Genomic DNA, 13,999 nt, shown 5'->3' on the forward strand with positions numbered 1-13,999 from the left:
ATGGAGAATATTGCAGGTGTTATGTTAGTCATAAGTTTCAACCTCATATTACACTAGAACGACCCTTCACAACATCAAGCGTATGAAGGCTAAGAACGCATTATTTCCCATGGTTGAGGAATAGCGCGCTCTTAGCCAATCGTAAGACAGCAGCAGCCACCTAGCCAAGAGGGACTATGTCCTGTCGCGCATCTGTTTTTGACGGGAACAATCACTGTTCCGGTCAACTCCAAGACGCTGCGCGATGAGGGCCGAAGCCCGTCCCATCAAATGATCACGTTCGGAGAGGCAATCGTCCAAGTCGTGCCAGACAACACCTCGTCTGCAAACGTGGTCTGCCCAGCGGACGTAGCGGTCGTGAAATCGACACCGCAGAGTTCCTTGCCTGTGCCGTCGAAGAGCTTCCCAGACCGCATTTTTGCCCCAGTATTGGCGCTGCCGTTCGTCCCGGCGGCGATGGCATTGGACGCCGCCACGTCGGAGATTGTGGTTATCGTCGTCGAGACGAAATTGATCAGAACGTCAGTTGTCCCGTTGTTGTAGAAGAAACTGGCACCGCCCGTCGCGCAGGATAGACCGCCTGTCGTAGTGATCGCTGCACCTGAGAGGTTCAGCAGCCCCCCGCCAACAAACCGTCCGCCGATAATCGCGGTATCCGACAAGCTTTTCGCCGCCATCCAGCACGATTGTGCCGCACCATTTCCCCACGCAAACCCGAATGCGCCGCCTTGCCCCCAAACCAGTGATGCGCCCGCTTTGGTGGTCATGGAATTAGCGCCGTTCGAATTGCCGCCCGAATTGCAGCCGAACAGGATCACGTTGTTCGACGTAGAGGAGTCTGTGTAGGTCAGCGTCGGAACATCCATATCAACACGAATCTCAACAGCGTTGGTGATCCCCAACGGTGCTGGGGCATTTGTCCACGCCGACCCGGAGCCGCCTTCGATTTCCATTTCGTGCAGAGTGGACGCTGCCTCTGGTGTGGCGCTCGCGTCTGTCGCATAGGTGGTGCCGACACTGTTGGTCGCGCCGACTTTGACAGTCGTGGCCGTTCCGTTGGTCAATCCGGTGATCACATAGTTCCCCGGTGCCGTCAGTGTCGTCACGGGGCTGGACGCATCGTTGACTACAATCGGGTATCCCGTGATCGTGGCCCCGCCGTTATTGGAGGGAGCCACGACAGAGACAGTGATCTGTCCGTCGCCCGCCGTCAGCGTGAACGTCGGTGCGGACGACACTGTAGCGGACGCGGCTGGTGTGGTGCTCGCAGGGGAACACTGCGCGCCCTCACCAACGCTGTTCGTTGCCGTTGCCGCGAAATAGACCAGCGTTCCATTCGGCTCCGGCGACTGCACATAGGACACCGCTGATGAACCGTTGGCCGCCACAGTGCCAACTTTCGACAACGCCGATGCGCTTGTGCCGGAATAGATCGTATAGGACGTGACCGTCTGACCGCCATTATTTGCTGGCGGCGTGATATCAATCGTTACCTGCGCGTCTCCCGGCGTGAGTGAGATCGACGGGGCATCTGGGACTGTGCTGGAGAGTGGCGTCACTGTGACCGGATCAGACTGCGCCCCCGATGTGCCGTCCGCATCGATGGGGGTGGCGGCGATATAATAGAGCGTGCCAGCAGTCAGCCCCGTTGCAGCGTAGGTCACAGCGGATGTCCCGTTCGCAGCCACGTCGCCGATTTTTGTCATCGTAGCCGCTGTTGCTCCGGCGTAAACGTCGAACGACGCAGCGGCTGTTCCAGCGCTCGACGGCGTCACCGTGATCGACGCGCCACCGACTGTTGCGACCGCCGAGACTGTGGGGGCGTCGGCAGCAGGCTCGGTGACAACAACGGAGACCTGCGCAGAGGTCGGTCCATCACCACCGACACTGAACGGCGTGAACGTGAGATACACCGTCTCTCCGACACTGAAACCCTCGGGGATGTAGCTGGTCGCATTTCCGGGGATCACGGCAGAGAACGACGTATCTGACGCTGATGTGCCGCCCGTGACGCGGATGCCAGCAATATCGCTGGTCGCGGTCGAGGGGAGCACCCATGAGAAAACAGGATTTCCGTTCGTTGAGACAGCAGCCAGATTGGTCAGCGTGCTCGGCGTCGTGAATGTGCCCGGCGTCGTCACGATGTCAGCCGCAGACCACTCCAGCGTTCCGAACTCGTAGGGCGCGAGCGATACCTGACGGGCCGTCCCGGTAATACCGTCACGCACTACAGCTGTATCCGACACCGTCTGATTATTGAATAGGGCAACAACAATCGACCCATCAGGGCGCATCCCGCAGATATTCTGGATTCCCGCGTAATTGATGCCGTAGCCGGGGCAGGTTGATTTGATGATCCGTGTCCCCGGCGGAAATTTCTCCGCGATGTGCGTGAGGTAATAGTATTCCGGAGTTTCGGTGACGGCCAATGTGGACCGGTTGAAGTTCAGCACACCGTCAAATGTGTTCCCCTTCGTCAGGCTCGCCTGCCACGGGCCGCCGATATCATCAAGCAGCATGTTCCACAGCGTGATGCTGCAACCCCAAGCCCATGCGTTGCCGATGAACATCTCAGGGATCATCATCTGCGCGCGCAGCACAGCCGTGTAGCGTTTGTCCGCGCAGTATTCCGTCATATGGGCGCGGACTGGTTTGTCCGTATATCCGGCCAGTAGGCCGATCTGCTCAGAAACGCTCCCCTCATAGTTGTGAAATGCGTAGTCCTGCACCCACGCAGCGCTGTTCAGCAGCGTCTGTGTGAACCGGTTCTGTTTGGAGCCATCCAGTGCATAGCCCCACGAAACGTCTCCTCCCATAACACGCGTATCGAGACCGGATGCGAGAAGCTGAGCGCCAAGGATGGGAGCAAACGCAGCAAGATTTGCAGCAGACAGGTAAGTGGACGGCCAACTACCGCTGCCAAAATTATTCTCGTTGCCCATTGTGACGGCCCAGATCGGGACACCGTGCGCCTGATAGGCAAGGCAGAATTTGGAGATATAGAGGGCGTAGGCCGCGTAAACCTGAGAGGTCCCAATCAGAGAACCGGCGTCCCATGACGGCCCTTTTCCGGAGTAGGACGTCTTAAACATCAAAGGCGGAGTCCATGCGGAGCCGATGACTTTTACGTTCGGATTTACTTCAAAAACCTCACGAATTACTTTCAATTTAAACAGTTCATCACGACCGAGAGCAAACGTGCTGCATGTCCAGTCGTCGGTTACGTCGTCTGCGATATAGGGAGGCCAATCAACAGCGCGGTAATCGCACGGACCAATCTCCGTCCGCATCGTATTCTGTCCGCCAGCGCCCCAAATTTTGTCATAGAGCGCGAGGCGGTCGGACTTGTTGGGAAAATACGTGAGCAGATTATAGGCCACACTGTCCGTGATAGCGCAGCCAACGCCGATCCACTCCTGAAGTAATGTGCGGGGGTCAACAACGATTTGATTCGAGCCGCCATTGTTCTCGGGGACAGAAAACGCACCGATTTCCTGTTCCGCAATCGGTGCCGTCAGCCCCAAATCCGTTGTTGTGAGTGTCGGCTGAATAACCATGCCGTGCGTAATTTCCGACGATCCGCCTGAGCCACCCGCTCCAACCGCGCCCGGGGGAGCCTGAAACGTGAATGGGGCCAGCGCGGTCCCGTCAGACAAGGACGGGGTAGCCGTCACAGTGCTAGGCTGGCCAGCGACAACAGCACCCTGAGTCACAGAAATCGCGCCAACAGATAGGCCATCCTTTCCCGGAGTTCCGGGATCGGCTGCGGGCAGAGCCAGCGTCAGATTGGTCGCGTCGAACGTAGCACCGGACATAAACGCCGTGGCCACGACATACCCGGTGCCCTCATAGGTCACGTAGTCGCCGACAGCGTAGGCCGTGTTCGCGGCCCATGCACCGCGCGGGTTCCATGCGCCGGATTTAGACGCGTCCTGCAGTCCCTGCAGAACGTCGAGTTCTTTGCCGTCGGCGCCCAGAATGGACAGCTGGTCGATCGTGCCGGTAGCGGCGTCCACGCTTTCGAAAGAAGGCGTGCAGGTACGCATCTTGTTCGTCGAAGATGTGGTTCCAGACATTACGCGCTCGCTGAAATAAGGATCCCACCGTTGCTCTTTGAGCCGGCGGGCGGATTATCGGGATTGGTGGTGTAGGCGATGCCGCCGTTGCTGCCCGTGCCGTAGGGAAGACTGGTGGCGCCCACCTGGAAGACCCCGTTATTGAGGGTCCAGTCAGAAGGAATGGCGTTGGTCGGCGGATCCGTGGCGGCACCCGCGTCGCCGATGCGGATCCACACCACAAAACTCTCTGTGCGGCCTTGGAGCGTCGTCACAGTGACCAGAACACGTTGCCGGTAGCCCGGACTCCCTGATGCCAGCATCAGGACGACCTGCGTCCCCTGATAGACTTTGGCCCAGAGAGAGGTGAGGTCATACGAATACCCCTGAGCGTCCGGGAAAGAAGCAACTGCGGATTTCAGCTGATCGCCTGTTCCCAATAACCAAAGACGAAGGTTCAGAGTGTAGTCCAGCTGAGCCGCTGAGCTTTTCTCCGGCCAGACCGGTCCATCCGGTTCATGGTCGATCAGCGGCCCAATCCACAGGCCGCGCTCTCCTATGCGGGGAGGACGCCTGGATGCTTCCAGCGGATCAATGGTGACCATTCGCCCAGGCCACGGCGACAGGCCGTCAGGAAGAGACATGAGCCGCCTCCATCATGCCAATCGCGGTCTTCGTCCGACGATCCAGCCTGTTGAGCCAGCCTATTCCGAATGTGGGGAAGGCGCCGCAGCTTCGGTAATAGACTTCCTGCAGATCCGCCACATAGAGAATGGCGGCAGAAGCCTGCCCCACGAGGCTGACGTTCAGGACGGCTTTCGTGAGGGGGCCGATGATTCCGTCGACCCTGACGCCGAGTATCCCCTGGAGGATTTCCGCACGCGCTTTTGTAAGTCGCGTCGCTTTAAGGCCCACGCCAACTGCCTGAGCAGAAGCAAGCGTTTCGCGAGAGCGCTCGGCACCGACCAGTATTCCATGATCAAACCCCATCAGATCAAGGCCCGGGTTCAGGCCGTCACCTCCCACAACGTCCCAGTATTTGGCGCGGTAGATGGCAAAAGTTGTCTGGCGTGCCAGATGGAGCATGTCATCGACGGTCACGTCGCGACCCAGCCAGCGTGCCAGCATCCAGGGGGTGATTCCCATATTGGTGCCGATCAACTGGCCATTGGCCCAGTTGCCGGGATCGTTTGGGTTGGCCTGATATCCGCGTTCCTCATTCACGGTGAATGCGGCGCAAGCGTTCCAGTTTGCGGCGGTCATGGCATCATCCAGTGCAATACGTACACGACGCCGGCGGCGATCCCGCCGCCAAGACCCGATGCGCCGGCAATGATCATCTCGCGACGACTGCCCAGCGCATTCAGCTTGTTGAGGATAGCGTCCTGCGTTTTCTCAATTCCAGTGAGGGAGGTCTGCTGGACGCTCTGCAATGTTCGGATTTCCACCACATCGGCCTCAACGCGCTTGACGTCGCCACGCAGCGCATCGAATTCGGGCCGGGTGACGACTGTGTTGGTCTCAGGCATTCAGTGTTCCAGATACGAAAAACCCCGCACGCGGCGGGGCAGGGAAGGTGGTGCTGAAGAACGGAAGATCAGCTGCTCGCAGCAGGCGGAGAATAGATACTCCCTATCGGATATTTTCCGTCTGGATCGGCAATGAGGGCAAGACCATCTCCCGGAGAGTAGGGCGATGATCCATCCCAGTTGATGCGATTCACAACAGACCCAACCGCTTCGGAATCTGCCGCCACAGTTCGATAGACAGCGTATGTGGAAATGGATGCGGTCATGACGTCCTCACGAGTATTCGTAAACAATGACGAGGCCAGGCGCCCCTTTTCCACCGGTCAAGGCTTCGCCACCTTCGGGTGAATAGGTGCCGCTGCCGCCGGATCCGTATCCGGTGCCATCATCACCATTCACGTTTGGCGCGCCGTTTCCACCGCCCGCGCCAAACCGTGAGTTACCGCCGTTCGCCCCAAAGCCAATTGTCTGTGACAACGCGACACCCTCACCTCCGGTGAAATCCCTGATAATTTCGAGCGGCACGACCGATGCAGAATATGTTGGTGCCAGATAGGAGTGACCTCCCGTGGCAGACGGGGCGCTCACCTGATTTAAGCCGGTTCCCGCCGCACCGCCTGGACAGGTAATATAGGAACCGAACGACGAAGAATTACCGACTATACTTGTCCCGTTATAGCCATTCCCGGTTTGGGCTCCGATCGTTACCTCGCAGGAAACGGGGGATGTAATCTTGCCCTTCAGATAGCTTCCTGCGTTTCCGCCTGATCCAACCGAGCATGTTCCTGTCCCGGCCTGCCCGGTGCAACCATAACCCGAACCACCGCCGCCCTGGACTTCAACGATGATGGTATTGGTGCCAGCGGTCGGCGTGTACGTGCCCGATGAGGTGAAAGTCTGGACATTCAGCAGCCGTCCCGGTGCAGCTTTCACCAAGGACTGTACGGCCTGAGCAACCTGTGTCCAGTCGCCTGCTGACGGCGTAATGCCGGATTTTTCAACCAGATTATACAATTCTCCCATGACCATGTTGTAGTGGTACGCAGGGAAAGTGGTGGCACCGACGCCGGCAGCAGCATTGCCATCGGTCGCCCATTGCGCCGTCCCCGACGCAGGCGCGGTATCGCGGTCTGCAATGGCAACTGAATTGGATGCTATCAAAAGATCCATGGGTCAGCTCTCGTAATTGAAAAGAAGGACGGTATGCGCGGGCTTGACGCGCGTGAGTTCGCATTGGAGGACCGTGTCACCCCACGAGGCGAATGGCTTTCCGAACTGGTCGCCAAACGTCAGGCGTGTGATTGAAAAGTTCGGAACATTGACCTGCCAGGTGTAGGCTAGGTCATCACCTCCAAAGGTCATGCCGAACTTGTTCCCGAAGCGAGACGGCGTGAACTCCGTAATGGTGATCGCGTATCCCAGCGACGCCGCAAATGCGACAAAGTAGGGGATCGAGCAGCCTCCCGTATTCGTCAGACGTGACACGATCTGCAGGCGCTGCTGGGCCAGCGTGGGGTTGTCACCCGCACAGGGATCCGGAAGCCCCAGAGTTTCCTGCCATTCGGTCAGCAGTTCCGTCGTGGTGGCCGGGAAGGCATCGACGAGAAGATTGGCTGCGCGATCGCTCTGCCGCTCATAGGTGGGCGCCCAGACCGAGGCGATCTGGGACGGTATCCCGTCCGGCTCGCGGGACCATACCCGCCCTCTCGGCAACAGCGTCAGAAGCGCACGACGAAAAGCGTCCGCTGAGAATGATGGCAGGCTCATGCGGAAAAACTCACCGTGCCGAGAATAGGCATTGATCCGACATTATCGGCGACCACTGGCGCGGAAGGGCTGGTGACGTTGAAGGTGGACAACCCGATCGCCGCCAGTGCCTCGTTCCAGTAATTTGGGTGGATCGTGCCGCCTGGCGCCGAAAGGCGGCGGAACATATCGGTCAGAGCGTCAGTGATGGCCGCCTGATTGTCAGACGTGTTGTCATCTCCCAGATCGGCAATCACAAAACTGACGGGCTGGGCAATTGGCGAACACACAACGACCAGGGCTGTTACGGGGCGCACGTCATAGAGGGCATTGGCCACAAGCAACTGATCGCCAGCCGCAGTGGTGTAGCGCATCTCGGCCGTCGCGGCTCCGTCTGCTCCCTGGGGGAAACCACCATCTGCTGCCCGAACCGTATCGAACATGACGTAGACAACAACGGATCCGGCGCCTGCGCCTAACGGGTTGACCCAGGCGCGGGTAACGCCGGCCACGTCTTCAGCCCAGCCGATGTAATCGGCCTCATCGCCGCTCTCACCGCCTTTGGCGTAGGCCGCCATGATACGCGTCCGCAGATCCTCGTCCGCCTCTTCGTCAGCCCCGCCCGTAAAGGCGACAGTGACCGTTCCAGAGGTCTGCACGCCCGGCACAGGACTGGATAGCGTGGCGATAGCTCCTGCCGCAATATTGCCATTCGCCCCAGCGCTCTGGGCAGCGCAGCTGACGGTCGCAATACCATTCGAGATCACGCTGTCAGAGGTCGTCACGACTGCGACGCCATCGGCGACGATCTCCGTGCCCACAGGAATGTCCGCATTTCCTGAGACCGGAAACGCGATCTGTCCCGAAGATGTGGTCGCGGCTTTGCGATAGACACTCTTCAGAGCGCCCCAGGCTTCCAGCCATTCGTCGGTGGCTGTCCACGGGACCGCCTGTTTCGCGATCCAGTCGAGGTAACCGTAGGTCAGGTGGGTGAGGCCTGCGAGCACCATGGACAGAACGTAGAGCACGGAGAAGCGCAGCAGTTTCGTCACGCCTGGAATGCCGCCATTCTGGACATCCTGCAGCGCTTGTTGGCGCAATTCGGTCAGCGTCGGTCGTGCGTAGGCCATTACAGGCCCTCCCATGCCCATGAGAAAAGAAAGGTCTGAGGCTGGGCCGCTCCGGGCTCCAGCAGAGACACGGCAAACTCGGCCGTTGATGCACTTGTCGCGCTCCAGGCCGTCGTCACAGTGATGGTGTCCACGATCCCGTCATCGATGAGCCACTGGAGCGATTCACGCACGATCTGCTCGAGCTCGAGGAGCACGGCCGTCTCGCCAGCCTTGATGGCCCGTCGCAACTGCCACAAACGTGACCCAATCGGACGGTCAGCGTAAGCATCCCCCCACCAACCCCGGCGATCGGACATCGCACTTGTCGCCGCGTTGCCGGGCGCCTGGATGCCGACGGCGGCGTCCTGTGCCGATGGCTGGTCCGGCGCCACCCGATCAGTGAAAAGGCTGACCATCACGGCTGAGCGCAACGGATTATCCAGCCCCAGATCGCCGCTCACGATGGGCCAATCGCCGCGAGCCTGCGCGACGTTCCAGACGATTGCGATATCCATGGTACCTCAGGAAACGGGTGCGCCGGACGTGTCGGATCCGCTTTTCACGCCGCTATGTTTGTGGGTGTCGAGCGATACGCCATTGGCGACGACATCACCGGTTGCGGTGATCTTTCCCGAGACTGCGATGTCGGCAGCGATCGTGAGCTTTTTGTTGGCGGGCGAAATCGCAACGGATCCGTCCGCCTTAAGATCGATGCGGCTTCCAGTGCGGGGATGATAAACAGTCACCTCTCCCGGCTGGAGATCCGTGGGCCGTCCTCTTTGGTCTCCGGCCGCGACGGCGACGCCGCGGGTTCGGTCGCCGGAGAGAAACGCCACTACGATGTCGCTACCCGGCACCGGCCGGCTGGCAAACCCGTAGAGCTGCATCAGCGGCACGTCTGAGCGTATCTCTCCGCCCGGCAACGCGACCTGCAGCGTCGGCGTGGCTTTTGTTTCGTCTGTGTCGGCAGTCTGGCGCGCAAGACCGAAGGCCATGGCGACCCGACGTGCGAGCCGCGAGAAAGGAGTGGCCATGTCGCCTCAGCTGTTAATGGCCTGCACGGCCTCATTCGATTGTGCCGGCAAGAGAATAGGTTCCGGCTGGAAGGCAGCTGGCGGCATGAGCACCACGTCGGCACGTGTCCCCTCGGAGCCTTTACGGAAGGTAATTTCGCCGATCACATAATCGATCGATGAGCCAGCCTCATCGGTGAAGGGTGCGAGCGTGTTCGGGCACCAGATCTTGCCCTCGCTGTCCACCCAGCTATCGCAGGTCACGGTAATGGGCCTGCTACGCCCCCAGCGACGTGCCGCCTCCCAGAGAACCCGCTGTTGAGCCACCGCGGCGTTGGCGTCTCCCAACTCGACCGGAATCAGGAGCGGTCGGTTGCGGGTGATCGTCACATCCGTTGCCTTGGCTGGACTGGAAATCGCCTCCATCTGCCCAACGTAATCGGCCTCGTTCGGACTGGTGAATAGCATGACGGTGTTCTGAAGCACGGCCGTGATCGTGGAGTATCGTCCCGCCATTGAGCGCGCCCGAGTGCAGTGCTCAACATTCCCACCCATCACGAAACCGGACGCCATACGCGTCGATCCAACGCGAGACATCGTCACATTTCCATCTGGTCGATCGTAGAAAAGCACGCCCGCCAGCCGCGCGAGCCGTTCGATCACTTCGTAGGCGGTTTCCGTCAGGATAACGGAGAACTGCTGGATATCGGTATTACCTGCGTCGCCTACGGCAATGACGTTAATCCCGGCAAAAGCAGCCACCCGCTGGGCAACTGCCAGCGCGTTCGTGCTGTTCATCTGATAGGTCGAGAACTCAGCCGAGCAATCGACCAGATCCATGCTTTTGCTGGCGATCTGCAGGCGGACCTCGTGACTGTCCGGCCCTTTGCTGTCCACCACACCAACGACATAGCCGGTGATCAACGGTGTCGTGCCGATATAGATCTGTGCCGTGTCTCCCTCATTCACTTTGAGCGGCAGGCCACCCTGTGGCTGCCGATACGTAATCCCGAGATCGGCTGTCCACGGCATGATCTCCACGCCCACTCGGATTGTGGCCTCTGTCCAGCCGGTAACAATCTGGCTGCCAATCACGGCCACAACCTGCGCGGCACTTTGCACCCCGTAGCCCAGAATGGAGGCGATCTGGGAAATGACGCCACTCATGCTGAAAGCGCTTCGAATTCAGTGGGCATGAACGCCGGATGGACAGGATCGGCCCACTGGATCAATTCGTCGGCGCGCGTAGCATCGGCGTAGAGCTGCTGCCCAAGAACGAGGGCGGGGAGGCAGGCATTGCGCGTCACTGTGATGACGTCAGGCAGTCGCGCTGCCCGATCCGTGAGATCCTGCGCCACCTGACAACGCAGATCGTGGAGAGCCTCGTAACTGGCATCATCTCCCGCATCCCCCGCAATCTCCTCTTCGGCCGCGATCAGAGCGACGATACGGGCTGCCATTGTCTGCGCCTCTGTCGAAGACGATGCACTCCACTCCGAGGAGGCTTCAGCAATGGAAGCCAGAGCCGCACGCCGGCAAAGGGCTGCGGTCTCGGTCTGAACTGTTGCAATGGCAGCGCCAATGGGCGCCTCGGACGGAACAATCTCTGGTTCACAAGATGCCAGAGGCCACAGAAGAGCAATCTGCGTTCCCGGATCCGAGATATTGCTTCGCAGCGTTTCGGTGAGCGTCTGGGCGGCTGTCGCGATATCCGACGCGCCAGTTAAAGCAGAGAAGCTGGCCACAGCCGAGGAAACCGCTGCCCGTCCAGTTGTCAGGCTCGCAAGGACGCTTTCGACCGTTGCGGAACTATCGGTCTCGGCACCATTTCCGCCGACAAACCGTCCATACGAGCCGTCCAGAACGGAGATGGCGGCAGTCTGGGCGCGGGGAGACCGCATAGCGGTTACGGCGCCAGCAGCCCATGAAGAGGCTGTCGAGCGCGCCGCGTTTTCGACGGACGAGCCCTGGTCAAAGGCAGACGCCGTGCGGGATTGGTAACTCGAACTCGACGCGGCGCTCAGCGCGATGGCGGATGCCGCCACCGCAGCATGCAGAGCCGTGACAATCAGTGTGGAAAGCAGATCCACATCTTCGACAAACAGAAATTCGACGGAGACGATATTTCCGCGTCCATCCGGCTCCTGCCATTCGAATTGCATGCAGTAGGCTTCGACCAGACCGATGCTTGGATGCATCAGCAGCCCTGATCCCGCTTGCTCTGCAGCTTGGGAAAGCAGATCTCGCTGAGTGTAGGCCAGGGCTCCGATTGTAAAGCCGCGAATGCGCCATGAACGTGCCGCGCGGCCCAGATCTTCGACCCAGACGCCGTCCTTACCTGGATAATCATGGGCAGCCTGTTTGCGCCCATTGGTGCCACCACTTCCGACCACCACGAACGGAACGCCCCGAAAGGAGCACTGCAGATATTCCGCAGCCGTTGTAATCAGCGTTCCGCTCATGTGAGGTCAGTTTCCCGTCGAGGTGTTGGCAGGGTCCATCGCGCGGACCTGCTGGGTTGTGTGAACCGCAAGCTGCGGCGATCCGCTTTTGACGCTCACCCGAGATCCGGGTGGCGCATTGCGATGGTCGATATCGATGGCCAGTCGAAGTTTGCCGATCGTGGCTGCCAGACCGTCTGTGTCGGCGGATGGCCGCGTTGGCACGCTTAGGGGCGGACCGCCAGCGGACAGGTTGGAGGTGATGGTATCGGTGTAGAGCGCGGCTGATGTGCCATTGCTGTCTCGGCGAGCAGGGCCACCGTGCTCCAGCCAGTTGGCGGCAGCGCCCATGCCCGCATTGTGTGCGTATCCAAGATAAGCCAAGCGCTGCCCCGGATTTGAATTTCGGTAAACAGCGCTGTGTGCCATCAGATACCGGTGCTCAAGGTCGGAATACGCCTCGAAGAACCGATCTTGCATGTTGGGGTTGCTAAGGAACTGGGCCTGCGTCGGGGCAGTTACGCCCAGATATCTTGCTGTTTCTGCAATTGCAGTCGGTGACATTTGGTAGCGACCGGCCATTCGACCGCGCCAGCCGCCCATTTTCGAATAATCATTTCCTTCAATTCCAGCGATGGAATTCCGGAAAATGTCGAATTGCCCCTGATTTGCCCCGGTATCGCGCAGCAGCATTCCGGCGTTGTAAGGCGCGCCAGTCTCGACGCGGGCCTGCTCGGCATAGGAGCGTCCCAGTCCTACGTGTGACGCCAGATTGTCGAGATAGGATGCGCCCGGAACATTCCGATCCATCCAGCTTCCCGTGCGGTCATTTGGGTCGCCCGCATTCAGCCCGGCGTTAGCGGCATATCCCGCAGCCCCCGCAAGACCGGCACGCCCCAGAAACGAGAGTGCTCCAGAAGCGCTTCCAGCGTTGACCGCGACATTGGCCGCCGCTGCATTGCGAGCAACGGATGCGAATGCCGCTCCCAGCGCCAACACGCCGCCAGTCAGAGACATGACACCCGCAATGACAGGCGCCGCGTAGATTGCCGCGATGGCACCGAGCGCTATTTCTCCGGTTCGTTTCCAGCCGCCGAGGCCGTCCACGACCCGCAGGACTTCATCGTACACCCCACGAATGTCTGTCTTGATGGTGTCCCATCCGCCCGTTCGCAGCCATGTCACGAATTGCCCGACATAGCGGGCGATATCCTGTGAAATCCACTCCCGGTTTGCTGCGATCCAGTCGCGCATCTGGGCAATGACCGGCGTGATCACTGGTTCCAGTGACTGAGCGACAGAATACCCGAAACCCTCCACAGCTTCCTGCAACCCGACCTGAGCCTGCTGAAGCCGAGCAGCTGCATCGGCGCCCTGCTTGTTGATCAGCCCGAGCCGTTCGGCCTGTCGGATATTCTGTCGAAACGCTTCATCTGTCTGCTGGAAGATCGGCAGAAGGCCTGCCGCTGCGCCCCCGAAGATCTTCGTCGCGGCAATGGTGCGAGCAGCTGGATCTCGGATCGCGCGCAGTCGCTTTGCAACGCGCTCAAACAACGCGTCCGGTGAGAGTTTTTGCAGCTCTTCAAGGCTGACCCCGAGCGCCTTGAATTGGACGACGGCCTCGGGCGCAAAGCCATGGGCAGCCTCCCAGCCCGTATTGGCGAGATTTCCCAATGCATCGGTCATGGCATTGGCGGATCCGCCAGACAGGCGCGCAGCGTTCTGCATGGCCATAAGCCGAGCTGGCGCCATACCCATGGAGCGGGCTGTCGTCCGCAGCTGCGTGCCCATCTGCGCCCAGGCGCTGGTCAGTCGATAGATACCGGCAACCGTCGTCGCGCCCGTGATCGTCCCCAGAACTGGCACGATCTGACCCAGTGAGCGAAACGCGCCCGTTGCCACGCGCCGGACCCCATCGAGGCCGGTGCGCAGATAACGCAGACCCGTGACGCTGGCGAAGCGCCCGAAGGCAGCCTGCAGGCGCCGAACGGGTGCCTGGATCGCTGCGATCCGCGCATTGATCCGCTCGAGCGTCATCGAAGCGCGATCGACCGCGCTGATCGTGACCTTTACGCCGCTATTGGCCATGGTTTTCCTTTGACG

13 protein-coding genes are annotated in these 13,999 nt (G+C 60.0%); all 13 read right to left on the reverse strand.

All coding sequences use genetic code 11. The features are described from left to right. Nucleotides 1-266 precede the first annotated feature (266 nt). The 13 genes from KUA11_RS02450 to KUA11_RS02510 all read right to left on the reverse strand — a co-directional run bounded on the left by KUA11_RS02450 (nt 267) and on the right by KUA11_RS02510 (nt 13,984). On the reverse strand, nt 267-4,076 hold the full coding sequence (locus KUA11_RS02450) for a hypothetical protein (protein ID WP_217408713.1): 3,810 nt from the start codon (nt 4,074-4,076) through the stop codon (nt 267-269). Next, the gene (locus KUA11_RS02455) at nt 4,076-4,699 is read right to left on the reverse strand and encodes a phage fiber-tail adaptor protein (RefSeq protein ID WP_217408712.1); all 624 of its coding nucleotides are present in this window, start codon (nt 4,697-4,699) and stop codon (nt 4,076-4,078) included. The genes KUA11_RS02450 and KUA11_RS02455 overlap by 1 nt, the downstream gene beginning before the upstream one ends. Then, nucleotides 4,686-5,318 carry a glycosyl hydrolase 108 family protein gene (locus KUA11_RS02460; protein WP_217408711.1) on the reverse strand — a complete coding sequence of 211 codons (633 nt, stop codon included), beginning with the start codon at nt 5,316-5,318 and terminating at the stop codon, nt 4,686-4,688. The genes KUA11_RS02455 and KUA11_RS02460 overlap by 14 nt, the downstream gene beginning before the upstream one ends. Beyond that, the gene (locus tag KUA11_RS02465) at nt 5,315-5,584 is read right to left on the reverse strand and encodes a hypothetical protein (RefSeq protein WP_217408710.1); all 270 of its coding nucleotides are present in this window, start codon (nt 5,582-5,584) and stop codon (nt 5,315-5,317) included. Before KUA11_RS02465 ends, KUA11_RS02460 begins: the two co-directional genes overlap by 4 nt. A gap of 68 nt (nt 5,585-5,652) precedes the next feature. After that, a complete protein-coding gene (locus tag KUA11_RS02470; RefSeq protein ID WP_217408709.1) occupies nt 5,653-5,850 on the reverse strand; it encodes a hypothetical protein in 198 nt (65 codons plus the stop codon). A 7-nt stretch (nt 5,851-5,857) separates the two neighbouring features. Then, on the reverse strand, nt 5,858-6,754 hold the full coding sequence (locus tag KUA11_RS02475; protein WP_217408708.1) for a hypothetical protein: 897 nt from the start codon (nt 6,752-6,754) through the stop codon (nt 5,858-5,860). Between the two features lie 3 nt (nt 6,755-6,757). Then, nucleotides 6,758-7,351, reverse strand: coding sequence for a YmfQ family protein (locus tag KUA11_RS02480; protein WP_217408707.1), 594 nt, complete (start codon nt 7,349-7,351; stop codon nt 6,758-6,760). Then, nucleotides 7,348-8,460, reverse strand: a complete 1,113-nt coding sequence (locus tag KUA11_RS02485) for a baseplate J/gp47 family protein (protein WP_217408706.1) — start codon at nt 8,458-8,460, stop codon at nt 7,348-7,350. The genes KUA11_RS02480 and KUA11_RS02485 overlap by 4 nt, the downstream gene beginning before the upstream one ends. After that, a complete protein-coding gene (locus KUA11_RS02490; protein ID WP_217408705.1) occupies nt 8,460-8,957 on the reverse strand; it encodes a phage GP46 family protein in 498 nt (165 codons plus the stop codon). The genes KUA11_RS02485 and KUA11_RS02490 overlap by 1 nt, the downstream gene beginning before the upstream one ends. Before the next feature lie 6 nt (nt 8,958-8,963). Beyond that, nucleotides 8,964-9,476, reverse strand: coding sequence for a phage baseplate assembly protein (locus KUA11_RS02495; RefSeq protein ID WP_217408704.1), 513 nt, complete (start codon nt 9,474-9,476; stop codon nt 8,964-8,966). A gap of 6 nt (nt 9,477-9,482) precedes the next feature. Continuing rightward, complete coding sequence (locus KUA11_RS02500) at nt 9,483-10,622, reverse strand: phage baseplate assembly protein (protein WP_217408703.1); 1,140 nt, start codon at nt 10,620-10,622, stop codon at nt 9,483-9,485. Next, complete coding sequence (locus KUA11_RS02505; protein ID WP_217408702.1) at nt 10,619-11,917, reverse strand: DNA circularization protein; 1,299 nt, start codon at nt 11,915-11,917, stop codon at nt 10,619-10,621. Before KUA11_RS02505 ends, KUA11_RS02500 begins: the two co-directional genes overlap by 4 nt. 6 nt (nt 11,918-11,923) lie before the next feature. After that, a complete protein-coding gene (locus KUA11_RS02510; RefSeq protein ID WP_217408701.1) occupies nt 11,924-13,984 on the reverse strand; it encodes a phage tail tape measure protein in 2,061 nt (686 codons plus the stop codon). Nucleotides 13,985-13,999: the final 15 nt, after the last annotated feature.

Source organism: Acetobacter estunensis (genome assembly GCF_019083805.1).
Taxonomy (GTDB): Bacteria; Pseudomonadota; Alphaproteobacteria; order Acetobacterales; family Acetobacteraceae; genus Acetobacter; species Acetobacter estunensis_A.

Bases quoted from the DNA above. Each gene is read 5' to 3' on its own strand.
- KUA11_RS02450 (WP_217408713.1), bottom strand. From the start codon at position 4,076: ATGTCTGGAACCACATCTTCGACGAACAAGATGCGTACCTGCACGCCT.
- KUA11_RS02455 (WP_217408712.1), bottom strand. From the start codon at position 4,699: ATGTCTCTTCCTGACGGCCTGTCGCCGTGGCCTGGGCGAATGGTCACC.
- KUA11_RS02460 (WP_217408711.1), bottom strand. From the start codon at position 5,318: ATGACCGCCGCAAACTGGAACGCTTGCGCCGCATTCACCGTGAATGAG.
- KUA11_RS02465 (WP_217408710.1), bottom strand. From the start codon at position 5,584: ATGCCTGAGACCAACACAGTCGTCACCCGGCCCGAATTCGATGCGCTG.
- KUA11_RS02470 (WP_217408709.1), bottom strand. From the start codon at position 5,850: ATGACCGCATCCATTTCCACATACGCTGTCTATCGAACTGTGGCGGCA.
- KUA11_RS02475 (WP_217408708.1), bottom strand. From the start codon at position 6,754: ATGGATCTTTTGATAGCATCCAATTCAGTTGCCATTGCAGACCGCGAT.
- KUA11_RS02480 (WP_217408707.1), bottom strand. From the start codon at position 7,351: ATGAGCCTGCCATCATTCTCAGCGGACGCTTTTCGTCGTGCGCTTCTG.
- KUA11_RS02485 (WP_217408706.1), bottom strand. From the start codon at position 8,460: ATGGCCTACGCACGACCGACGCTGACCGAATTGCGCCAACAAGCGCTG.
- KUA11_RS02490 (WP_217408705.1), bottom strand. From the start codon at position 8,957: ATGGATATCGCAATCGTCTGGAACGTCGCGCAGGCTCGCGGCGATTGG.
- KUA11_RS02495 (WP_217408704.1), bottom strand. From the start codon at position 9,476: ATGGCCACTCCTTTCTCGCGGCTCGCACGTCGGGTCGCCATGGCCTTC.
- KUA11_RS02500 (WP_217408703.1), bottom strand. From the start codon at position 10,622: ATGAGTGGCGTCATTTCCCAGATCGCCTCCATTCTGGGCTACGGGGTG.
- KUA11_RS02505 (WP_217408702.1), bottom strand. From the start codon at position 11,917: ATGAGCGGAACGCTGATTACAACGGCTGCGGAATATCTGCAGTGCTCC.
- KUA11_RS02510 (WP_217408701.1), bottom strand. From the start codon at position 13,984: ATGGCCAATAGCGGCGTAAAGGTCACGATCAGCGCGGTCGATCGCGCT.